Annotated in this window: 20 protein-coding genes and 2 riboswitches; of the genes, 3 read left to right on the top strand and 17 right to left on the bottom strand. The window is 51.6% G+C overall.

The features are described from left to right. Positions 1-68: 68 nt before the first annotated feature. The 13 genes from AC07N2_RS10760 to AC07N2_RS10700 all read right to left on the bottom strand — a co-directional run bounded on the left by AC07N2_RS10760 (position 69) and on the right by AC07N2_RS10700 (position 14,449). Positions 69-581 carry a DinB family protein gene (locus tag AC07N2_RS10760; RefSeq protein WP_494778281.1) on the bottom strand — a complete coding sequence of 171 codons (513 nt, stop codon included), beginning with the start codon at positions 579-581 and terminating at the stop codon, positions 69-71. Then, a complete protein-coding gene (locus AC07N2_RS10755) occupies positions 578-1,192 on the bottom strand; it encodes a ParA family protein (RefSeq protein ID WP_076591915.1) in 615 nt (204 codons plus the stop codon). The genes AC07N2_RS10760 and AC07N2_RS10755 overlap by 4 nt, the downstream gene beginning before the upstream one ends. Before the next feature lie 165 nt (positions 1,193-1,357). Beyond that, positions 1,358-2,788, bottom strand: coding sequence for a cobyric acid synthase (locus tag AC07N2_RS10750; protein ID WP_494779241.1), 1,431 nt, complete (start codon positions 2,786-2,788; stop codon positions 1,358-1,360). Positions 2,789-2,812: 24 nt separating this feature from the next. Beyond that, a complete protein-coding gene (locus AC07N2_RS10745) occupies positions 2,813-3,709 on the bottom strand; it encodes a cobalamin-binding protein (protein WP_494778280.1) in 897 nt (298 codons plus the stop codon). Further along, complete coding sequence (cobD, locus tag AC07N2_RS10740) at positions 3,706-4,695, bottom strand: threonine-phosphate decarboxylase CobD (protein ID WP_494778279.1); 990 nt, start codon at positions 4,693-4,695, stop codon at positions 3,706-3,708. Before cobD ends, AC07N2_RS10745 begins: the two co-directional genes overlap by 4 nt. Then, on the bottom strand, positions 4,688-5,629 hold the full coding sequence (gene cbiB / locus AC07N2_RS10735; protein ID WP_494778278.1) for an adenosylcobinamide-phosphate synthase CbiB: 942 nt from the start codon (positions 5,627-5,629) through the stop codon (positions 4,688-4,690). The genes cobD and cbiB overlap by 8 nt, the downstream gene beginning before the upstream one ends. A gap of 1 nt (position 5,630) precedes the next feature. After that, complete coding sequence (gene cobU / locus AC07N2_RS10730) at positions 5,631-6,179, bottom strand: bifunctional adenosylcobinamide kinase/adenosylcobinamide-phosphate guanylyltransferase (protein WP_494778277.1); 549 nt, start codon at positions 6,177-6,179, stop codon at positions 5,631-5,633. Next, the gene (locus AC07N2_RS10725; protein WP_494778276.1) at positions 6,176-7,489 is read right to left on the bottom strand and encodes a cobyrinic acid a,c-diamide synthase CobB; all 1,314 of its coding nucleotides are present in this window, start codon (positions 7,487-7,489) and stop codon (positions 6,176-6,178) included. The genes cobU and AC07N2_RS10725 overlap by 4 nt, the downstream gene beginning before the upstream one ends. Continuing rightward, positions 7,490-8,125, bottom strand: coding sequence for a cob(I)yrinic acid a,c-diamide adenosyltransferase (cobO, locus tag AC07N2_RS10720; protein ID WP_494778275.1), 636 nt, complete (start codon positions 8,123-8,125; stop codon positions 7,490-7,492). It lies immediately after the preceding gene. Further along, positions 8,122-8,892, bottom strand: coding sequence for an ABC transporter ATP-binding protein (locus AC07N2_RS10715; RefSeq protein ID WP_494778274.1), 771 nt, complete (start codon positions 8,890-8,892; stop codon positions 8,122-8,124). Before AC07N2_RS10715 ends, cobO begins: the two co-directional genes overlap by 4 nt. Continuing rightward, a complete protein-coding gene (locus tag AC07N2_RS10710) occupies positions 8,889-9,917 on the bottom strand; it encodes a FecCD family ABC transporter permease (protein WP_494778273.1) in 1,029 nt (342 codons plus the stop codon). Before AC07N2_RS10710 ends, AC07N2_RS10715 begins: the two co-directional genes overlap by 4 nt. A gap of 131 nt (positions 9,918-10,048) precedes the next feature. Beyond that, a complete protein-coding gene (locus AC07N2_RS10705; RefSeq protein ID WP_494778272.1) occupies positions 10,049-11,929 on the bottom strand; it encodes a TonB-dependent receptor domain-containing protein in 1,881 nt (626 codons plus the stop codon). Between the two features lie 148 nt (positions 11,930-12,077). Continuing rightward, a riboswitch (cobalamin riboswitch) is annotated at positions 12,078-12,293 on the bottom strand. Between the two features lie 194 nt (positions 12,294-12,487). Continuing rightward, complete coding sequence (locus AC07N2_RS10700; protein WP_494778271.1) at positions 12,488-14,449, bottom strand: TonB-dependent receptor; 1,962 nt, start codon at positions 14,447-14,449, stop codon at positions 12,488-12,490. A 134-nt stretch (positions 14,450-14,583) separates the two neighbouring features. Further along, a riboswitch (cobalamin riboswitch) is annotated at positions 14,584-14,802 on the bottom strand. A gap of 132 nt (positions 14,803-14,934) precedes the next feature. Between AC07N2_RS10700 and AC07N2_RS10695 the strand changes: the two genes are divergently transcribed. After that, the gene (locus tag AC07N2_RS10695) at positions 14,935-15,714 is read left to right on the top strand and encodes a hypothetical protein (RefSeq protein WP_494778270.1); all 780 of its coding nucleotides are present in this window, start codon (positions 14,935-14,937) and stop codon (positions 15,712-15,714) included. A gap of 130 nt (positions 15,715-15,844) precedes the next feature. Here the strand turns inward: AC07N2_RS10695 and AC07N2_RS10690 are convergent, their stop codons facing one another. Genes AC07N2_RS10690 through cobT form a run of 3 tightly spaced genes read right to left on the bottom strand, consistent with a single transcriptional unit; the run spans position 15,845 to position 18,265 of the window. Next, the gene (locus tag AC07N2_RS10690) at positions 15,845-16,399 is read right to left on the bottom strand and encodes a histidine phosphatase family protein (RefSeq protein WP_494778269.1); all 555 of its coding nucleotides are present in this window, start codon (positions 16,397-16,399) and stop codon (positions 15,845-15,847) included. Between the two features lie 8 nt (positions 16,400-16,407). Beyond that, a complete protein-coding gene (locus AC07N2_RS10685; protein ID WP_494778268.1) occupies positions 16,408-17,175 on the bottom strand; it encodes an adenosylcobinamide-GDP ribazoletransferase in 768 nt (255 codons plus the stop codon). 52 nt (positions 17,176-17,227) lie between these two features. Continuing rightward, entirely contained in the window at positions 17,228-18,265 is a 1,038-nt protein-coding gene (gene cobT / locus AC07N2_RS10680; RefSeq protein WP_494778267.1) for a nicotinate-nucleotide--dimethylbenzimidazole phosphoribosyltransferase, read from the bottom strand. A 536-nt stretch (positions 18,266-18,801) separates the two neighbouring features. Here cobT and AC07N2_RS10675 point away from each other — a divergent pair. Next, the gene (locus AC07N2_RS10675; protein ID WP_494778266.1) at positions 18,802-19,578 is read left to right on the top strand and encodes a protein phosphatase CheZ; all 777 of its coding nucleotides are present in this window, start codon (positions 18,802-18,804) and stop codon (positions 19,576-19,578) included. Further along, the gene (locus AC07N2_RS10670; protein WP_494778265.1) at positions 19,578-21,383 is read left to right on the top strand and encodes a chemotaxis protein CheA; all 1,806 of its coding nucleotides are present in this window, start codon (positions 19,578-19,580) and stop codon (positions 21,381-21,383) included. Before AC07N2_RS10675 ends, AC07N2_RS10670 begins: the two co-directional genes overlap by 1 nt. 57 nt (positions 21,384-21,440) lie before the next feature. Here AC07N2_RS10670 and AC07N2_RS10665 read toward each other — a convergent pair whose 3' ends face one another. Continuing rightward, positions 21,441-23,102, bottom strand: coding sequence for a bifunctional aspartate transaminase/aspartate 4-decarboxylase (locus AC07N2_RS10665; protein WP_494778264.1), 1,662 nt, complete (start codon positions 23,100-23,102; stop codon positions 21,441-21,443). Positions 23,103-23,170 lie beyond the last annotated feature (68 nt).

The following is a 23,170-nucleotide window of genomic DNA, read 5'->3' as shown; positions in this document are numbered from 1 at the left end:
AAGCTGCATTACTTCTTGATGACAGGGATTGTGCAGCCGAAAGTGAGGCTGCAAGGAGATGTAAATTGCTAGTTTTTCGGCATCATCATTAAATCAGTCGCGCCCAGATCTATCTTCTGTTGCGATAACAGTGTCGTCACCTGCCCGCGATGATGCGTTTGGTGATTGAACATATGCGTGACGGATTCCCATGCTGGTCCACTGCGCATGGTTTTGGTCATGCCGCTATACCAGCTGAAATCCTGCTCCAGCCATGTTGCATTCAAGTTAGCAGTCCAGACGATCAGTTCTTCATCCAGCGCATTGCGCGCTGCCTTCAGATCATTCCAATCAGCATGCACATCGACACCACCGGGCGTGGTCGCCATCGGTCTTTCCAACGCCGTACCTTTAGTGAAGCGTCCCAACCACATCGCATCGCCCCACACCAAATGATTCAGGGTTGAATGTATGGATTTGAAAAAAGCGCCGCGATCGGCCTTGCGTTCTTCATCGCTTAACTGTTCGCTGGCGGCGTACACTTTTTCGTTCATCCAGCGGTTGTAACGTGCAAATAGTTGTGCGTATTCCGGTGTGATCATCTCTTGTTAACCCAGGGTAAAATATCCTGCCATTGTTCCAAATCTTTCTCTACACGTGACGGTGCAATATCCCACAACGTCGTGCCATGCGCGGCCAGTTGCACATAATTCTGCGTGTCGCGTAAAAACCCCAATACCGGCACACCAAGTCCGTTGACGTATTGCGTCAATTGCTCCGCTGCACGTGTGCGTCCATTGACACGCATACCGAGCACGCCAAGTTCAAACTTGTCTTTGCGCTGCAAGAGCTTTTGCAGGAATTCCTGCGTTGCCAGAATATCGAACATAGAGGGTTGCAAGGGAACGATGACCTTGTCGGCGATCTGCATGACTTTTTCGAAGCGCTTGCCGCTGAAACCGGCTGGCGTATCCAGCACGATATGCGTGGTCCCCTTAGGCGGTTTGGCGACATGGCCATCGTCAATTTCCCACGCCTGTATCGCCGGCAGCGTATTCGAACGCAGGTTCAGCCAAGAACGCGACGACTGCTGCGTATCAACATCGCCCAACATCACACTATGACCTTGCGCAGCAAAATATCCGGCAAGATTGGTGGCAAACGTGCTTTTCCCAACGCCGCCTTTAGGATTGGCGATGACGATCACTGGCATGGAATTCCCCTTTTGATGTTGTTTTCGGCTTACATCTTGGAATCAGCACGCCATCCAGCTCCCCGGCGCTGACTTGGGAACAAGAATATCATGCTGCGGTGCAAGGTCAACCTGGCCTCGCCTGATCCTGTGAGGCGTAGCGGGAATGCCACAGTTCGGAGGGATTTACTTCGCGTAATCCGGCAAGGCGCGCAGCGCCTCCAGCAAGGGCCGCGCCGCATCGGCAATACGATCCAGACTGGCTTCGCGCAGACGTGCTGTATCGACCGACACATCGCTGTCCAAACCAGCCCAGCGCAGCAAAGCCGTGCATGCCGATGGCGTATCGAACAAACCGTGCAGATAAGTACCGAGAATTTGATCATCGTCGGAACGTGCGCCTTCTGGCCGACCATCAATGATGAAAGCCGGTTGTTGGCGCGCCGCACCTTCCGATATGCCCATGTGGATTTCATAACCACTCACGCTGGCATCAGCAAATGCACAAAGGCCGCTAACCTGTTCCAGCCGCTTGTCGCGCGTCAGCTCCGTCGTGATATCCAGCAAACCCAAACCTTGCGAGATACCCGGCGTGCCTTCTATGCCATGCGGATCGGCTACCGTCATACCCAGCATTTGATAGCCGCCGCAGATACCAATGATCTTGCCGCCGTAACGCGCATGACGAATCAGTGCATCGCGCCAGCCATTGGCGATCAGCCAATCCAGATCGCCACGCGTATTTTTACTACCGGGAAGAATAATCAAATCGGCAGGTGGAATCGGTTGCCCCGGCCCCACCAATTGCAAATCAACGTCAGGATGCGCGCGCAAGGCATCAAAATCGGTGTGATTGCTGATACGCGGCGGCACTGGCACCACGACGCGGAAGGCACCTCGTTCAGCTTGTGTATGCTCGACCGCATCTTCTGCATCGAGGAACAAGCCGTGCAGATAAGGTAGCACCGCCAGCACCGGTTTTCCGGTTTGCTCCTCCAGCCATTTCAGTCCTGGTTCCAGCAAGCTGATATCACCACGAAAACGATTGATAACGAAGCCGACCGTGCGCTTGCGTTCGCTCTCGGACAAACAAGCCAGCGTACCGATAATGTGTGCGAACACGCCGCCTCTATCGATGTCCGCGACCAGGATGACCGGACAATTGACTGCTTCGGCAAAACCCATATTCGCAATATCACGCTCACGCAAATTCACTTCAGCCGGACTGCCCGCGCCTTCTACCAGCACGGTGTCGTATTGTGCTGTCAGGCGTTGATACGACTCCAGCACCGCTTGCATCGCTATCGGTTTGTACGCATGGTAATCGCGTGCATTCATATCGCTACGCGCCTTGCCGTGAATGATGACTTGCGCGCCGGTATCGCTCGATGGCTTGAGCAGAATCGGATTCATATCGGTATGCGGTGGCAAACCGGCAGCGTGTGCCTGTAATGCCTGCGCGCGTCCGATCTCGCCACCGTCTGCTGTCACTGCGCTATTGAGTGCCATGTTTTGCGGCTTGAATGGTACGACCTTGACGCCTTCTTGCGCCAGCAAACGACAGAGCGCAGCGACCAAGGTAGTTTTACCAGCGTCCGAGGTGGTGCCTTGCACCATCAATGTTTGAAGTTTCACGTTCGCTTATGGTTTGTTAGTACGACGGCTGCGCGCCAGTTCCAGCTTTTCACACACCATGGCTGCGCCTTCTATCAGACGCGGACCGGCGCGATTCACCAGATCGGCATCGACTGAAAACAGATTGTCGTTTTTGACGGCGAGCATGTTTTTGTATTGTTTCCAGATTTCCAGTCCACCGGATTTTTCTGCCTGACGATCACCAGTCATCATTACTTCCGGGTTTTCCAGCAGTACTGCTTCGGTCGTCACAGTCGGAGCAGGAATCGACAGATTGGCAAACACATTTTCACCACCACACAGTCGAATCACATCGCTCATGATATTGCCGCCATTGAGTGTATATATCGGCTTGCCCCACACTTGATAAAACATGCGCACCGTCGGCCGATTGCGGTATTGCGCCGCCAGACGTGCAAGTTCGGCGCGCTCTGCGGCAGCGATCTTGTTAGCTTGCTGCTCAGTACCCATCAGTATGCCGAGCCGCTCTACACTGGTCGGAATATCAGCCAATTTCTTCGGCTCGCTGAAATAGAAAGGAATACCCAGCTTGCGTATGTGCTCGAGCTGACGCTCGGAATTTCCATGCAGCCACACCACCAGCAAATCAGGCTTGAGTGCAATGATGCGTTCGACGTCAATTTGCTGATGACTGCCGACGCGCGGAATCTTCAATGCTGCTGCTGGATAATCACTGTAGCCGACTGTGCCAACGATGCGGTCTCCACCGCCTGCCGCAAAAATCAATTCGGTCGCATGCGGCGCCAAGGAGATGATGCGCTGCGCTGGCTTGCTCAGCGTGATCGTATTGCCGCCATCGTCCTTGACGCTGATCGCTGCAACAGCACTACCAGCAAACAGAGCTGCGCTTAATGCGAAGGCTTGCAAGAAAAACTTGTTCATTTCATTTCCTGTGTAAGGAGTGCATTTGCCAGCGCCTGTTGCAATCGTTGCCAACCCGCTTCATCCGGCGGTAAACCAAGACGCACACCATGCGAAAAAATTCTGACCCAGATACCATGCTGCGCCATGTACTCGGCAAATTCTGCAGAGTTGGATGTAGCCCAGTATTGAAACAACTCTGTACCATTTGATTGAATACCGTGCGCAAACAGCAACTGCTGCAGACGCATGCCACTCTCCTGCAATTGCTTACGCATCGCGTCCTGCCAACTAACATCAGACAAAGCAGCACTGCCGATTTGCTGCGCCGGACCACTAACGGTCCACGGCCCCAACAAATCCGCCAACTGCTGTAACAAGTCCGCATGTGCCGCGACAAAACCCAAACGCAAACCAGCCAAACCAAAAAACTTGCCAATCGAGCGAAATACGATCAAACCTTTTTGCGCAGTGTATGCAGCGACGCTGTGTGCCGGCGTCGTGTCGCCGAATGCTTCATCCACGATCAACCAGCCGCCACGCGCCGCTAATCGCTCTGCCCATTTCAGCAATATTTCTGGAGCGATTCTTTCACCGGTCGGATTATTCGGATTACAGATGGACATCACATCGCAGTTATCCAGTTCAGTTTCCAACTGATCGTAAGCCACTTCACACACATCATGCCCGGCTTGCCGCCATTGATAGCTATGTTCCGCATACGAAGGTGCTGCAATCACTACACGAGAATGCGCACGCAACCGTGGCAAGCTCTGTATTGCCGCCTGCGTACCTGCAACCGGCAATAATTGCGGTGCGCCATAGTAAGCTTGCGCCGCTTCCAGCAAAGCCGTACTCGGTTCAGGCAAACGATGCCATGCTTCAGCAGCCAGTTGCGGTACTGGATAGGCTTGCGGATTAATGCCGGTGGACAAATCCACCCACTCCGCACGCGGCCGCCCATAACGCAGGATTGCATCGTGTAAATTGCCGCCGTGCTCAAGCATAGACAACTCCCGCAATGCAAATCAGCACTAACCACAAAACTGTCGTCAGGCGTACCAAACGCCAAGCGCGCGCGATATCTTTACCAGCAGCCAAAGGACCTGTGCCCAGCGCTGGACGCTGTTCGACTTCACCATCGTAAATTGCGGCACCACCCAGCGATACACCTAAAGCACCTGCACCGGCAGACATCACCGGCCCGGCATTCGGACTGGACCAGGCTGGTGCCTGCACGCGCCAGCATTGCCAGGCTTGTTTCGTATTACCGAGCAAAGCGTAAGACAGTGCAGTCAGGCGTGCCGGAATAAAATTCAACACATCATCCATGCGTGCGGCGACACGACCAAATTCATTGAACCGCTGCGTGCGGTAACCCCACATCGCATCTAGAGTATTCGCCAGACGAAACAAGACCACGCCAGGACCACCTGCCACGGCAAACCAGAACAAGGTGCCGAACACCGCGTCATTGCCATTTTCCAGCAAGGACTCCACTCCAGCTTTAGCCAGATCGGACTCTTCCGCTTGGCTGGTATCGCGGCTGACGATACGCGCAGTCAATAAACGCGCTTGCGACAAATCGTCATCCATCAATGCATGCGCGATCGGTAAGGTATGGTCGCGCAGGCTGCGCAAGCCGAGGCTGAAGTACAGCAGCAAGGCATGTATTCCCAATGCAATCAATGCATCGAATTGCGCCAGCCAAAAAGTCAGCACCCATGCCAGCAATACAAATGGCAAGACAACCAACGCCCACGCCAATGCACCACGTGCAATACGCGCGTCACCGCTATTGAATTTCTTTTCGGTGCGTATCGCCAGATTGCCGAAACCTACCAGCGGATGCCAACGCGTCGCTTCGCCCAGACGCATATCCAGCAAGACACCTAGCAACATCAGGACAGCAATCACGCCACAAGACAAACCAAACAACATCTCAACCCTTCAGCGTCAACGGCAAACCGGCGACGATCAATACGGCGCGATCACATACAGCAGCAACAGCCTGATTCAAACGCCCTGCCTCATCGACAAACCAGCGCGAGACTGCGCCTTGCGGCACGATGCCCTGCCCGACTTCATTCGAGACTAGAATCACATCACCTTGAACTTGTGACAGCGCTTGCAGGAAAGCTGCACGCTGCTCGGCAAAACAAACTGGCGCATCGATCGTTCCGATTTCCGGAAATTCTTTGTCTTCGGAAAACAGTAAGTTGGAAAGCCAGACAGTCAGGCAATCAACTAACAGCACATTGTCTGGCTTACTGTATTTTTGAATCGCAGCACCCAAGGCCAGCGTTTCTTCCACTGTCTGCCAGCGACCATCACGTCGCTCACGATGATGCGCAATACGCGCCTGCATCTCTGCATCACTCGCTTGTGCGGTGGCGATATAGATTAGCGGTTTGCCGGATGCCATAGCCAAGGCTTCCGCGTGCACACTCTTGCCGGAACGTGCGCCGCCTATGACCAGGGTACGCGTCATGCTTTTTCCTCGGGTGAAAACTCAGGTGCAAAGATATGCGCCGTCGCCGCTGGACAAGATGAGAAATAGGCGTGGAAGTAAGTCGCAGTCAGTGTGCCTTGTTTGAACACGGCTTCGCCAACAGCGCCATTTGAACGCTTGACGGTTTGCGCCTGCGGCTCAACTGGCGTTGTCAGCGTTGAGTAATGGAAGGCATGGCCGCGCAATTCGCCGTCCTCTGTTGCGAGCGACTGCATGCCGAGACCGGCCAGCTTACCTTGCATCACGACCTCGCCCGGCATCAAGCCAACCATAGGCCATTGCTTGCCCTGTGCATCTGTCAGGCTGTCGGCAATCACCATCATGCCGCCGCACTCAGCGAGTATCGGCATATTCTGCGCATGCGCTGCACGCATGGAATCCTGCCAGTTTTGTGCCGTCGACAAAGTCGCGCAATGCAACTCGGGATAACCGCCAGGGATATATACGGCATCCGCATCGGCAGGTATCGCTTCATCATTCAATGGAGAGAAAAACTGCAAGGTCGCACCTGCTGCGCGCAGACATTCCAGATTGGCGTGATAGACGAAGGCGAAAGCCGCATCGCGCGCAATTGCTATTGTTTTACCTGCCAGCAATTGCGGCGTGGTCGATGCAGCCAAACTTTCATCCAGCACAACTGGTGCAATCGCATCCCAAGCCGCCATATCAATTTCTATCTGATCGGCAAGCTGATCCAATATTTGATCTACGTGTGCAATTTCATCCGGTTGCACCAGACCCAGATGCCGTTCCGGCAAGGCTTGCGCCTGCTTCGGCAAAGTCGCGAGGAGTGGTACATTGCGTATGCCTTGCGTCACCATTTTTGCATGCGAAGCACTGGCGATACGATTAACGATCACACCAGCCAATTCAACCGGACCGTATTGCTGCAAACCGAGCACTACCGCACCGACCGTCTGCGCCATTTTGGCAGCATCGAGTACAACGACTACCGGTACGCCAAAAGCACGCGCCAGATCTGCCGACGACGGATCACCATCGTACAAACCCATCACGCCCTCGATCAAGATCACATCGACTTCAGTCGCGGCCTTGGCTAGCAAACGGCGGCAATCTTCCAGCCCGACCATCCACAAATCGAGCGCATATACTTCAGCACCGCTAGCGCGTTGAAGGATCATAGGATCCAGATAGTCCGGCCCGGTCTTGAACACGCGTACACGCAAACCCTGGCGTATCAGCTTGCGCGCCAGAGCTGCAGTGACTGTCGTTTTACCCTGACCGGAAGCAATACCGGAAATCAGAACGATGCGTGCGCTACTACTCATCTACCACTCCACACCCTGTTGTGCAGCGATCCCATTCGCAAAAGCATGTTTGATCGGCTGCATCTCGGTGACGGTATCAGCCACTTCTATCAGTTCCGGCGGTGCGCCGCGTCCGGTGATCACGACGTGTTGCATCTCAGGACGCGCCTGCAGATCGGCGATCACTTGCTGCACATCCAGATATTTATATTTCAACGCGATATTCAATTCATCCAGCACCACCAGACCGATGGCTGGATCGCTCAGCAAGACTTGCGCGCGTTGCCATGCTTTCTCTGCATTGGCGACATCGCGTTCGCGGTTTTGCGTTTCCCAGGTATAGCCTTCACCCATTACATGGAAACTAATTTCATCCGGGAAGCGACGGAAGAAGTTTTCCTCACCAGTCATAATCGCACCCTTGATGAACTGCACGACGCCGACCTTCATACCGTGACCAAGCGCACGTGTCGCCATGCCGAAGGCGCTGGAGCTTTTACCTTTACCATTGCCGCAGGTAATCACCAAAACGCCAGCATTACGTTTAGCTGCATCTATCTTTTTATCAACGACTTCCTTCTTGCGTGCCATACGCGCATTGTGCCGCTCGTTCAAACCGTCGGCATCCTTGCTTGCGCTATTCAATTCTTCACTCATTGTTCTTCCTCAACTGCCAGGTAAATTGTGCGCTTGCCGTGTTTCACGATCTCAATAGGATGACCCAGACATTCGCTCAACAAAGGCGCTTGCATCACTTCATCGACGCTGCCTGCATGCCAACGCCCATCACCCATCAATAGCAAGGCGTGGGTGGCTACGCTATGCGCGAGATTCAGATCATGACTGACCATGACTACCGATTTCTTTTGTTCGCGACATAGCTTGGATAACAAATTCATGACGCTCACCTGATGCCCCAAATCGAGTGCATTGGTTGGCTCATCCAGCAGCAGCAAAGATGTGTCCTGTGCCAACACCGCGGCTATCGCTACGCGCTGACGCTCACCACCAGAGAGTGAACGCACATCGCGTTCAGCCAAGGTATCGACATCCATGATCTGCAAAGCTGCATGTGCCGCCGCATAATCGGCATCCGATTCCCAATACGCAGACTCGTGATAAGGATGACGCGCGGTCAATACTGTTTCAATCACGCGATAACCGAAGGCATCGCTTCTACCTTGTGGCAAGAATGCACGCTCTCGCGCCAGCTCCTGCAAGGGCCACTTCGCAAGCGCACGGTTCTGCAATTCAACCTGTCCGCCATCTGCTTCACGCAAACCAACCAGTGTACGGAGCAAGGTGCTTTTACCAGCACCGTTACGGCCAATCACACACCAGCACTCACCCGACCCGACTTGCCAGTTCAAACCCTCGACCAGCAAACGGTCGGCGATGCGGAGTTCAAGATTATTGGCCTTCATCCGCGCTTCCTCAACTGATGCAATTGCAACAGGAAAACCGGCACACCTATCAGTGCGGTAATCACGCCAACAGGAAGCTGTTGCGGCGCGACGATGCTGCGCGCCAAGGTATCAGCCAAAACCAGAAAGGCGCCACCCACCAAAGTTGCCGCAGGAAGCAGCAAACGATGATCTGGTCCCAGAACGAAGCGGCATGCATGCGGCACAATCAAACCTACAAAACCGATACTGCCTGCATTACTCACACCACTAGCGGTCAGCAATGCAGCACATAAAAATAAACCAATACGGTATTTACCTACATTGATACCCAATGTCGATGCTGCTTCGGCATGCAAGGCAATCACATTAATCGCACGCGCCGCACGCGTAGAAAATACCAAAGCACCAACCAAGACTATCCACGGCAACCAGCGGAACTGTGTACCTGACAAATCGCCAATCAACCAAAACACCATCCCGCGCAAACGATTATCCGGCGCAATCGACAGCATCAAGGCCACCAAAGCGCTGCAACCAGACGCGAGGATCACGCCAGTCAACAACAGTAAAGGCGCATTTCCATCCGTATTGGAAGTACCGCGCAAATCACGCTGCGCGAATACATACAACAAAATCGATATTGCAATCGCTCCACCAAACGCGGCGACATCCACCACCCACGTCATTGAAAAAAGCAGCATCGCAGCAAGAGCACCCACCGCGGCACCACCCGATACACCAAGCACATACGGCTCGGCCAAAGGATTGCGCAACAACGCCTGCATCATCACACCAGCCAAGGCCAAAGTGCCACCAGTCACAAATGCAGAAAGCGCACGACTAAGACGCAGATCAACCAAGGTCGCCGCCATCGTCGATGTCGTTCCCTGCACCAATTCACGCACAGCGCCATATATCTCTGAAAATGACAATGCGACCGAACCAACTACACATGCAATCAACAAACTCAATACTGCAAGAAAAACCAGAACAGATAAAACCGTCCACGCACGTGTACGCCCCTGCAGTGCAGAAATGTTCATGCTTCTATGGCTACTCGTGTTCATGGGCAAAACAACATCAGGACTTCCTCATAAAATTTGCGCATGCAATGCTGGATAAATATCCAGAACATGCATGCGCGATAGTGCAACAACCGCTATTTTACAAATGCTTATTTGAATCCGTAGCGAATACCAGCAAAAACATTGGAACCAGGCGTTTGGTAAGTGCGAGCAACTTCGTACTGTTTATCTAAAACATTATTCCAACGACCGAACAACTGCCAATCATCATTCAACTCATAGCTGGCATGCAGATTCAGCAATGCATAACCGCCCAAACGATTGACTTGCTTTGCTGCGTCAAAACGGGATCCAGAGAAAATGACATCAGCCCCGGATTTAAACGGACCATATTTATGACTAAAACCTAAAGTCCCATGCAAACGAGCCCGACGCTCAATTAAGGTATTAGTCGCTTTGTCACGCGGATCCTGCCAATCCAAGGTTCCATATATTCTAAAATCTGACACTTTGGTAGAGCCTCCTACCGACACACCTTTTAAAACCGCACTATTAAGGTTATAGGAACAAGAAGTGCCAAGAATGATGTTTGGACAAGGTGTTCTAGAGACAATCAAATCCGAGATCTGATTATGATAATAGGCAATACTAAAATCAGATTTCCCATCATCGTAATAAGCACCGATTTCAGTATTTTTACCCTTCTCTGGCTTGACATCAGGATTGCCAAAGTTAGGCGCAAAATACAGGTCATTGTAAGTCGGCGCACGGAAACTGGTTCCCACACTACCACTAACTCTCAGTGCTTTACTTAGGCGATAACCGTAACCCAAACTCCCTGTAACGTTAGAACCGTATACAGAACTATTATCGTAACGCACGCTGGCACTACCCAAATGCTCATCGCGATTCAATTGATAAGCAAGCGCTAACGAATTATTACTACGACTACGGTTGTTCTGTTTTACCTGTGTGGGATTGACGACACTTTCCTCGCGACGCTCAACAAGTAATTGCAATAAATCACTGCCAAGTTTCAAATCGTTTTGCCAACTGATTTGATCTTGCGTTGAATTGTTTATGGCTGGGATTGCTGATGTGTATTGCTGTTGCTTGGAAGAAGAACGAGAAAGCTGTAACAAACTGCTCCAATTATTCGTGATTTGGTTACGCGAATAGAGCGAATATACATCCACATCACTAACAATATATGGCTTGAAGACTGGAATACCGGTACCGTCATACGCTGCATCATTACGGCTATTCATGAACATAAATCCAAGTTCCTGTCCTTTAGCCAGTTCCCAAGAAAATTGTCCGCTCAGGTTATTCTTCGTATACCCATCTTTATCTGGATCGAAACCTGCACCAATTCTTGATGAGAAACCATCAGCTTCCTCTTGAGAGGCATTGATGGAGTAGCGAATAACATGCTCTCCTTCGGTAGAGCCTGACACTCCAGCCGTCACAACCCGCTCACCATAGGTGCCAGCGCCAGCAGAAAATGTCAGTCGTGGTGCGCCACTACCCTTTTTAGTAAATACTTGAATTACACCACCGAGGGCATCAGCACCATAGAAACTGCTCAATGGCCCTCTCACAATTTCAATTCGCTCAATTTGTGAAAGCGGAATAGCTGCCCATGCTGGGCTTCCCGAAGTAGAAGAAACACTACGCACGCCATCGATCAGAAGAATCGTCTGTTTTGCATTCGCACCTCGAATGTAGACATCCGCGTCACTGCCGGCACCACCATTTCGCTTAATTTCAATACTCCGCTGAGTTTGTAGCAAATCAATGATGGACGTTTGCCCTGATTCAGCAATTTCCTCTGCTGTAATAACAGTGCTGTCAGCTAAAACATCGCTAGCTTTCTGAGCATTACGCGAAGCGGTCACAAAGACTGGCGTAAGCGATTGATCAGCAGCAGTTTGTGCAAAACTTAAAGGAGAAAATGCAGCAGAAACGGACAAGGCGATAGCGAGCGGCTGAAACGCCACATTAGTGCGCCGTAAAACGGATGAGGTCATGATTACTTTTCGTAGAAACAGCACCCAGCCCACCTCCCCGCAGGCTGAATTGAAAAGAAATACCGGAACAGAATCAACGACCGAAACAGACAGGAACCAGTACTAACCAGCACATGAGCGAATCGCATCGCGAACATCCCCGTTCGCAGCATTTCCACCTGTCCTGGCCGGTATCCGGGCTAGCAAGCACGAGCGCCTCACCTTCCCATGCAGCTTGCACAGTGGTTTGAGAGACGATCTGTCATCGATTGAGTGACGCTTGATTACCGTTGCGGGGGCAGCACACGTTAGCCTGAAGGCTTGTGTTTCCCGTTTAACTGCAGACATGAACATGTCCGCGAGCACCAAAACTGGCGACATTGTAAGGGCGTATGCTGCGGAGCGGCAACTTTGCAGGCTATTTAGCCAAGTGGAACGTTCTATTTGCGCAACAAACGTTGCGAACAAAGTTAATACATACGTTTCCAATAAAGCACAGGAAACATACAACTTTGTCTATTGTAGAGAACGCATGCTACTGGGATGTCCTCCAATAGCGCGCGTACTCATCAGAGAAGATTAGAAATCTATACGAGCAGACAACTTCACCGAACGACCTGAGTCTGGATAAATAGCTAGCGAAGTATCAGTATTGCAGCGCCCATATGCTTGGCTAAAATATTTTTTATCCGTCAAATTAGCACCACTAACCGCAAACTCCCAAGCTCCGACACGAACTGCATAGCGCGCATCCAATGTCGCAAATGAAGGGATTTCAGAACCACAACTATTTGTGACGTCGCCGCTATAGCGCTGCTTATCTACCCATTGCAGACCGACATCTGCACTATGCCCATTACCTGGCATCCAGTTCAATCTCAAGGTCGCCGTATTTTTTGGTATCAAAGTCATTTCTTTTCCAGCATAAGGGCCATCTATAAATCTAGCGGAAACGTGTTGAAAAACACCAATCACTGTAAACGCCTGATTTAAACGTGCTCTCGCTTCAATCTCTAATCCCTCATGTTTTGTAGGATCTAAGTTGATGTTCTCAAATGTATTGGGATCGGAAAATATCTCGTTTTTTAATTTATGGCGAAAGACTTTCGCGGTTAGTTTTTTATCGGAGTTCCCAAATGAAGCTCCTAGTTCTACATCGTCAGATGTTTGAGGCTTAAGTAAGTCATTACTTGTTTTCCCATTATTGTCATCAACATTTGCAACACGATAACTACGGCCTGCTTTTGCAAAAACATTCAACAACGGCTGAACTTCATAAGCGCCTTCTAACGTCCATGCATTTAACGAATTGGAATTGTGATAATTCGAACCAAACGGTACTGGATCAAAGGTATTTTTCTTAAATTTTTCATGGCGAGCGCCAAAAGCGACTCGCGCTTTTCCTGCTTTCAATTCATCACGGAAGTAAATTGCATCCGAGCGTTGGGTTGCATCATCCTGAGCATACGAGGCATCTCTTACACGATTTGACCGCCCAATATCTACACCTGCCACAAATTCATTTGTGAACGCCCCACCTTTCGTGAGATAGCGCAGACGAGGCGAAATTTGCGTCATCTCGCTACGGTATTTAGATAACGAAGAGAACTGGAAGAATTCTGAGTTCTTAATTCGGTGCGAAAGATCGATTGCCAACTCTAGATTACCAAACCGTTTTTCACCAAAAAGGGAGTAACGATCCATATCAAAGCTACCGTATTCATCTGGTTTCTTTGTCTGTCTAGGGTTACTCTCAAATTCTGCCAAACTCAAACCGCCAGGGAAGCGATTATCCTGACGACTAGAGTCAATTCTGAAACCTATGCGAGTGTCATTTGATGCCCACTGCAATCCACCGCTGAAAGTGTCTTGGCGTAACCCGTTATTGTCACGGTAGTTATCTGTATGCACGCTGCCCAAATTGGCATCTAGAGTAAATCCTTCCCATCCCTTTCTAAGGGATGCTCGTACTTCTTTGCTGTTATAGCTTCCTGCTTCAACAAAGAACGAACCTTTGGTTAAACCTTCTGTACCACGTTTGGTAATAATTTGAATAGTGCCCCCAGTCGCCCCCTCGCCATACAAAACGCTACTACCGCCGCGCACAATCTCGATTCGCTCCACTGACTCAATCGGAATAGATGACATTAATGCTGTCGAATATTCATTTTCTGATATCCGAACACCATCAATCAAAACAACCATATTCTGATCACTACTCACGCCAAAGCCACGTAAATCTAGTGAAAAATCTGATGTGCCATAAAAACTTTGTCGTCCATACACACCACCTATTTTTCGAACTGCTTCATTAACATTACCGATCCCTGCTTCGCGAATTTGTTCTGCGGTAATCACCGTCGCGCCGATAGGTGCAAACGCAGGGTCGTTCTCAAACCGTGATGCCGACACCGTAACCGGTGCCAATTGTTGACCGCTTTCCACTTGTGCAACAGCAGGAAAAGTCAGAGTAGCGAGTGCAGAAACCAGTGCGAGCGGTTTCCATGCAGCGGTGCTGCGATTTGATGGTGCGGATTTCATGATGTCTTTTTCGATAAGGAGCACTCGACCTGCCTCCCCGCGGGTCGAGTTCAACAAAAGAATGGGACGAGAACGATCTGAACAGCGCTGTGCAGTTTCCTGCAACTTGCTCGCTGCGACGTTCCCCGTTCGCATTGCTTTCACCTGTTCTGGCCGGTATCCGGGCTGACAAGCAAACCATCTCACCTTCCCGTACAAATAGCACAGTGGTATGAGAGATGATCTGTCACTAAAAACCAGTGACGCTTGTTTACCGTTGCGGGGGCAGCACACGTTTGCAGTAGAGGCATCGTGTTTCCCGTTTAACTGCGGACATGGACATGTCCGCGGGCACCAAAACTGCGCCATTGTACGGCTGGCACCACTTAGCGGCAACTACACCGGGCTTTCTGTTCTTTGCAAACCACAGTGCTGAGCATTACAAATGCTGTCAAATAGGCGCGCTGATCTATAATCCAGCCTTCTCCGCTCATCCCACTTATCGCATGTTTACTCCTGACCAATTGCACACGATTTCAGCCCGACTGGCGCTCAAGTCTGATCGCACGCAATTAGTGGAAATCGATGGCGCACCTATCATCGTCAAGCAACTGGAAGCACCGCTCAAGCATTGGGGTTATCCAGTGCTGAATACCTTGGCGCGCTTGCTTGGTCAACCGATGCTGCGTGCTGTTCCTGCGCCGGGTGGCCGTGAAGCGCAGGCGATTGAAATTGCACGTTTGCGCTCGCTGGCAGCAGCCGGTGTTTCTGTCCCAGAAGTGCTGCACATCACGCCAGAATGGTTTGCGCTTTCTTTCCTCGGTGCGACTTCGGTCGATCAGTTGCTGCGACAGCAGCCTGAGCAGGGACAACAACATTGGGAAAACGGACTGCAGGCGATTCTGGATTTGCATCGTCTCGGCCAAACTGCGAGCCAGTGTTTTGCGCGCAATATGATTGCGCACGAAGGTCAAATCAGCTTTATCGATTTTGAAGATGATCCAAGCAAGGTCATGCCGTTAGAAGCCGCGCAAGCGCGCGATTGGCTGCTGTATCTGCACTCGACTGCTTATATCTTGAATATGGAAACGCAAGACATCGCGCAGGTTTTTCTGGGATATGTGCAGCAGGATGATGCCGCTGTTCAGCGCGAAGTAAAACGTGCGGCGCGTGCCTTTAGTTGGTTACGCGTCTTGCCGAACAAGCGCAAACCATGGGGTCGTGATGTGGTGTCGGCTCAGGCTGCTGGACAGGTTCTGCACTACATCGCCAAGCAGAATTCATAGGCGACACACTCGTCGCTACCCAGTACTAGAGGTAGTTGTAAAAACAAGGTGGCTAGGCGTGCCGACGCAGGCAGTACGTTTAGTACGGCAAGGAGGCACAACAACGCCAGGTTGATTTTACAACCGCCTCTTAGCAATCAACGACCAGCACTTCACCATAACGAATCTTGTGCGGCTTCTGCGCCGCATACATCGCCATCTCGGGAACGGATAAACCGTGTTCGCACGCTGCCAGCAAGCGGATGATGCCAGCATGGCAAATCACGATGGCATGCTCAATCTGCAGGCTGGTTAACTCGTCGCGGAATGCACGTACACGATGCGCGACTTGCATCACGCTCTCGCCACCGCCCGGTTGATAATCGACCATATCATTTACCCATGCATCGATGGATGCACGTGGAATATCGTCCCAGGCGCGCATTTCCCAATCACCAAAATGCATTTCTGCCAAACGTTCGTCGTAGGTCGGCGTCGGGCAACCCAAGGTTTGCGCCAAACTTTCCGACAATGCAGTACAACGTTGCAGCGGACTGGAGAACAAGGTTGCATTCTTCGGCAATACCGGCAGCAAGGAAGCATGCGCCGAGGCCAACTCTTCCGCGGCTACAGCCAGATCAGTGCGGCCATAGCAAGTATTGGCAGCAACAATAGGCCGTGGATGACGGACGAGATAAAGATGCATGTTGGACCTCAATAAGCAATCACAGCCAATACGCCAAGATAAAACGCCACTTCAGCGACTTGCTGGACAGCACCCAGACAATCGCCGGTATAGCCTGCGATACGACGTTGGAACATGCGTGCCAGCCAGAACGACGCCAGAGCAGCGAACAGCACGCCAGTGGCAACACTCAGTACAGACAGCAAACCCGTGAGACAAAGTAGCAAAATTGGCAACAATGCAATGCCCGCCGCAATGCCAAACTCACCGTTAGACATCTGTTGCGCAATTGGTTTCGCTTTGCCGTCGGCTTTTACATATTCCATACGCCAAACCAGACTGATCGCAGCCAGACGTGACAGCGGATGCGCAACCAGCAAAACCAATACAACTGCCGTTGATGGCAAGCTGGAAAGTGCCATCCACTTCAAGGCCAACATCAAACCTATGCCGATCGCGCCATACGCGCCGATGCGCGAATCCTTCATGATCTCCAGCGCTCGCTCAGCGGTCGTACCGCCACCCAAGCCATCGCAAGTATCGGCAAAACCGTCTTCATGAAATGCGCCCGTCAAATAAATGCCGGCAATGGTCGATAACAAAACTGCTATCGATTGCGTCCACAACAAAGAGCCAATGGCGTACACAAGAATAGTAACCAAGGCCACTACAAGTCCCACTGCGGGGAAATAGCGCGATGCATGTTGCAACCATTGCGCATCAAAGCCGACCCAGCGTGGAATCGGAATGCGCGTAAAAAACTGCAAGGCAACAAAGAACAAGCGCAGTTGATGCATACAACGCGCGCCAAAACTTGTTTGAGGGATGATTTCTAATTCCATAATATGTTTACGCAGTCTGCTTGCTAACGTCGGCTGATTCAAAGGTTGCCATCTCGCACAAGAAATTCACCGATGCGTGCAGCAACGGCAATGCCAACACGCTGCCGGTTCCCTCACCCAGACGCAAACCCATTTGCAGTATAGGACGGCCGCCAAGATGCGCGAGCATTTGCCTATGGCCGTGCTCGTCAGAACAATGTGCGAACACGCAATAATCGAGGATCGCCGGCTGCAGACGGGCAGCAACCAGCAAGGCACTCGTGATGATGAAACCATCGATCAGCAAGACCATGCGGCGTTCTGCCGCTGCCAGCATCGCACCGGCGATCATCGCAATTTCGAATCCACCGAAGGTCGACAATATATCCAGCGGCGCATTACGCGCGACGATCGCTGCATGATGCGCAACAGCATCTTGCACAACCTTTTGCTTATGCAAAATGCCGTCTTGCGCCAAGCCGGTGCCTGCACCTACGCATTCCGCAGCTGGTAACTGTGTCATCGCATGCATGATGGCTGCAGCGGCTGTGGTGTTACCGATGCCCATCTCGCCGAAACCAAGTACATTGCCTTTCAACTCCGCAACAAGCTCAGCGCCGTACTGCATTGCTTGCGCGCATTGCTCTGCGCTCATCGCTGGTTCTTGTGCAAAGTTACGTGTACCGTGCGCCACCTTGCGATCAAGCAAACCATCGCGCTTGCCAAAATCGTGATTCACGCCAGCATCAACGATATGCAATGCGCAATGATTCTGCCGCGCAAACACATTGATCGCTGCGCCGCCAGCCAGGAAGTTCTCCACCATCTGCCAGGTCACGCTTTGTGGATAGGCAGAAACGTTTTCGGCCACGATGCCATGATCACCGGCAAAAACGAGCAGTGTCGGATCGATCAACTTAGGCTGCGTTGTCTGTTGAATCAGGCCGATTTTCTTGGCTAATGTCTCCAGCATGCCGAGGCTGCCCAGCGGTTTGGTTTTGTTATTGATTGCTGCATCCAGTGCAGCGGATAAAGCCGTGTCGTGTGTTGACGAAATAGTAGTCATGCTTGATGTGCAGCCCGAGGCGCACGATCCTTAGATTAAATGTAATACCTTGACAACAATTTTCGACACCGAGACGCACAAACGTGTACGTTATCAATCCCGAAAAATGCTGGGCGAATAAAAAGTTGTTGCAGTGTAGGCGTGAGGGTAAGCCGCGTCAAACCACAGCTTTTGAGCCAAACGCCAGCAGCCCGCACACAAGCCCTCTAAAACCTACGGTAGCAAGAAGTGAACAGCATGGCAGTCGGCCATGACAAGGCCATTACAGAATTACAACAAGGACGCGGCTATTTAACAAAATTTTGCAAGTGTTGCCAACCGTCGCCAACTTACATTGAATTGCTATGCGCCCCTCTTAAATCTGGGTATTATTGCCCTAGGTCAACGTGCAAAAGTGCGCGTACCAAAATCCATCGCCTGCTGCATAAAAAGCGCCATTCTTTATCAGGCGCAGCGCGTTTTGTTTTGCCGATCAAGCCACATACGCGACAACAAGCAGCAGAGAAAAATGGATAATCGACAGGGAAAGGTATTACATGAGCGGCGACGTAGATGATTTTGATGCACTGTTTGAAGAGATTTCCGCGCAACGTGCAGAAACCGTAGCGGCGGTTACACCGGCCGTAGCTCCTCCAGCTCCTGTAGTCGAAGCAGTACAGAACACTGCACACGTTCCAGCGGCAACACCAGCACCGACATTGGAAGAAGATGGTACTGAGAAGCCCATGTACGAACGCTTGGGCGGCATAGTCCGTTTGTTGCATGACTCTCTGCGTGAACTCGGTTATGACCGCTCACTCTCCGATGTCGCATCGCAGATTACTGATGCACAAGGCCGTCTCGAATACGTCGCCACATTGACCGAACAAGCTGCCAACAAGGTATTGAATGCCATCGATGTCGGCATGCCGGAACAAGATGCCTTGTCCAAAAGCGCCAAGGATATGGATACACGCTGGACGCAATTATTCGAAGGCAAACTCAGCGTCGATGAATTCAAAGCACTCGCCAACGATTCCCGTCAGTTCAACGCCAAGGTCGTCGAAGTAACGGAAGCAGAAAAAGCTCGCCTGCTGGAAATCATGATGGCGCAGGACTTCCAGGATATTACCGGCCAGTTGATCAAGAAAATTGTCACCATCACGCACAAGGCTGAAACCGAACTGGCGCAGCTTCTGCGCGACAACGCACCACCTGAAGTCAAGGCAGCCGTCGAACACAAACCAGTTGAATTGATGAACGGTCCATCCGCACCTACCATCGCCATGGTGCAGGATGATGTCGATAGCCTTCTTGCCGATCTGGGGTTCTAATGGATGACATGCTCAAGGATTTCGTCGTTGAAGCGTTGGAGCTGGCGACGAATGTAGAAGAGCACCTGCTCACACTGGAGCGGAACCCGGGCGATCTCAATACGTTGAACGCAGTCTTCCGTTCATTCCACACGATCAAGGGTGGTGCCGGCTTCATGAACTTGCCGGCGATGGTATCGGCATGCCATTTGACTGAAAATCTGTTCGATGCGCTGCGTACCGGTCAAGTACCGGTCACACCGATTGCGATTGAAGCGGCACTGCAGGCCAGTGGTTTCGTCGCTGATCAATTGGGTGAACTCGCCAACGGTGCACAACCGGAAAGCCTGTCCGCCATGCCAGCATCGCTGGAAGAAATTCTGAACAGCGCAATCGAAGGCGAAGCACAAACAGCTGCTATTGTTGAGACCACAGCAATCGCACCCCCTTCTTCAGCAAGCATTGGTAGTGATGGTGTGGACTGGAATGCTTTATATCTTGCTGTTGTACCGGCAGGCACCGCACCAGAACTTGCCGCTGCCACAGTTACGCCGCAAGCCACGCCCGCCGAAGCACCTGCAGCCAAAGTATGGGATGGCGTTGACCGCCGCGGTGGCGATGCCAAACAAGCCTCTGCACCAATCAAGGAAGACAGCATACGCGTCGATGCAGTCAAGCTCGATACCTTGCTGGAAGTTGCCGGCGAATCCGTACAAGCAGCCAACCAAGCCAGCGTGCTGCTGGAAAAACTTGCGCAGTTCCCGGTCGAAGGACATGCCGCAACCTTGATGGCTGCACTGGCAGAAACATTGAATCGCGCTTCACGCTATTCCACCGAATTGCAGCGCGCCACATTGGCGACACGCATGCAACCAGTCGGCAAGCTGTTTCAAAAATTCCCTCGTCTGGTACGCGAGCTGGCCAAGGATTTGGGCAAAGACGTCGAGCTGCAAATCGAAGGTGCCGAGACCGAAGTCGATCGTGTCGTCGTCGACAGCTTGTACGATCCTTTGGTCCACATGCTACGTAACTCTCTGGATCACGGTATTGAAGACAATGCGACGCGTCTTGCCAGCGGCAAATCGACCAAGTCGGTTATTTTGCTGAAAGCATGGCAAGAAGCCAGCAGCGTCATGATCGAGATTTCCGATGACGGCAAAGGCATGAATGGCGAACAGTTGCGCGCCAAGGCCATTTCCAAAGGATTGATTTCCGACACGGCAGCGCAAACGCAGGAAGAAATGCTGCAGCTGGTTTTCCTGCCTGGCTTTTCCACCAAGGAAGTCGCCAATAGCGTATCCGGCCGCGGCGTCGGCATGGACGTCGTGAAAACTGCAGTAGAAAAACATCGCGGCGCCATCACCATCGATTCCACACTAGGCGTCGGTACACGCTTCTCGATCCGTCTGCCTATCGAATTGTCTATCGTTCCTACGATGCTTGTACGCAGCTCCGATGCCGCGCTGGCTTTGCCTATGGCGATCGTACAACGCGTAGTGGAACTGCCGGAAGAATTTGAAAAAGTTGGCGGTGCGCCCGTATTGCGTGATCAAGGCAGACCGTTACCTGTACGTTCACTGGCTGGTGCACTCGGCTACGAACTCGGCGTAGAACGCGTCGGGATAGTTATCGCAGCACCGCAACCTTACATTCTGTCTGTTGGCATAGTGGAAGGTACAGCGGATCTGGTCATCAAACCGATGACTGCCATTAGCGTCTCCGGCATTGCCGGTACTGCGCGTTCGGCAGAAGGCGAGCTGGTTCTGGTGATCGGTCTGTCCTTCTTGCTAGACGGCTGCCGTTCAACGCCTAAGCTGGCTGCATAAAGCTTCAAACAACCGAGAGGATCATTGCCACGCAATGATCCTCTCGCTTTCAACACATTACTTCGCTGCCTTCTTCCCGCCCTTCGTTTTACTCGCACCGGCTTTTACTGCCTTCGCTGCCTTGGGCTTTCCCTTGCCCTTCTCCGCCTGGAACACGGCATAGAATTCCGATGCCATGCCGCGGATCGCACGGCCGATATTGGCGTAATCGTATTCATTGAGGTTAGCCAGCGACACCCGACCTGATGGATGCGTCGTACCAAAGCCGCGTCCCGGCAAGAGGATGACACCAGTTTCTTCCGCCAGACGGAACAAGGCTTCATTCGGTTTCAGCTTCTTCAGTAGCCATTGCGAAAATTCCTTGCCGTGCATTTGCTCGGACAGCGACTCCATATCCAGCAGATGATAGTAGCGCACAGAATTAGGATCATGCTGCATAGGCAGGCCGAGTTCGCGATACAGCGCTTCCTTGCGACGCAAGACGATACGCTTCATTTCAGCTTTGTAGCTATCTGCTTCATCCATCAGCGCGAACAGCGAGAACAAACTCATCTGCGCCTGCACTGGTGTCGACAAACCTGCAGTATGGTTAAGCGCCACGGTACGGCTATCAGCTACCAGTCGATCTATGAACTTCAGCTTGCGTGGCTCGGTAGTAATCGAGTGGTAGCGCGCATCCAGTTCCTTACGGAGGTTCTCCGGTAACTTGGCAATCTTGGCATCGAGAATATTGTTTTCATGCGTCGCCACTACACCCATGCGCCATCCGGTCGCACCGAAGTACTTGGAGAATGAATACACCAGAATGGTGTTGTAAGGACACAATGCAAACAGCGAAACGAAATCATCAGCAAAAGTGCCATACACATCGTCCGTCAGAATGATGAGGTCAGGACGTTTCTTGACGATCTCGACGATGTAGGCAAGTGTCTTGTCATCGATTTTTACCGATGGTGGATTGCTTGGATTGACGAGGAAGAAGGCTTTTACTTTCGGATCAAGCAACTTGTCCAATTCCTTCTTGGTGAATTGCCAGTTATTCGATTGTGGTGCATCGATGGACATTTGCACCAGCTTGTAGTCGTTGAGCTGTGGAATCTCAATATACGGCGTGAAGATAGGCATGCCGAGCGCGATGGTATCTCCTTCCTTGATCAGGTGATTCGCCTTCATGCTGGCGAACAGATAAGTCATCGCTGCCGTACCGCCTTCCACCGCATACATATCGAAGTTGCCGACAAATGGATGCGTACCTATCATTTCCTTGTGTATGTACTTGCCGACGATTTTTTCGCTCAGCGTGAGCATGCGATCCGGTACCGGATAGTTACAGCCGAGTATGGCTTCACACATTTCATAAAGGAAGTCTCCGGCAGACAGGCCAAGCTGATCACGCACATACGACACTGCTGCTTCGATGAAGCGTATGCCTTGTACACCGACATGCTGCTTAGCGAATATTTCAAAGCGCGCTTCGATACCTTCACGTTGCGGGAAACCACCCACATCCTTCATGTAAATATAAGAGCGTTCCGCTTCGGTCATCGCGAACAGACCGAACTGGAAGAAACCATGACGCGGCGTTGTCGCCAAAAAATTAGGATTACCGCGTCCTGCATTCAACATCAGTTGATTGCTTTTCTTGGCCGTTTGAATCAAGGCATCTTTCAATTCAAAGGGGCTTAATAATGCAAGTTTGTCTGGGTTACTAAAGTCCATTTGCGCTACTCCTTATCAAGAATGAGAAGCCCGGCACAGGCAGCTTCGGAATGTTGCATGCACTACAT

The organism is Herminiimonas sp. GW821-FHT09C12, assembly GCF_059416385.1.
Note: the sequence above shows the minus strand (reverse complement) of the source record. Positions and strands in the feature narration are given on the sequence as shown.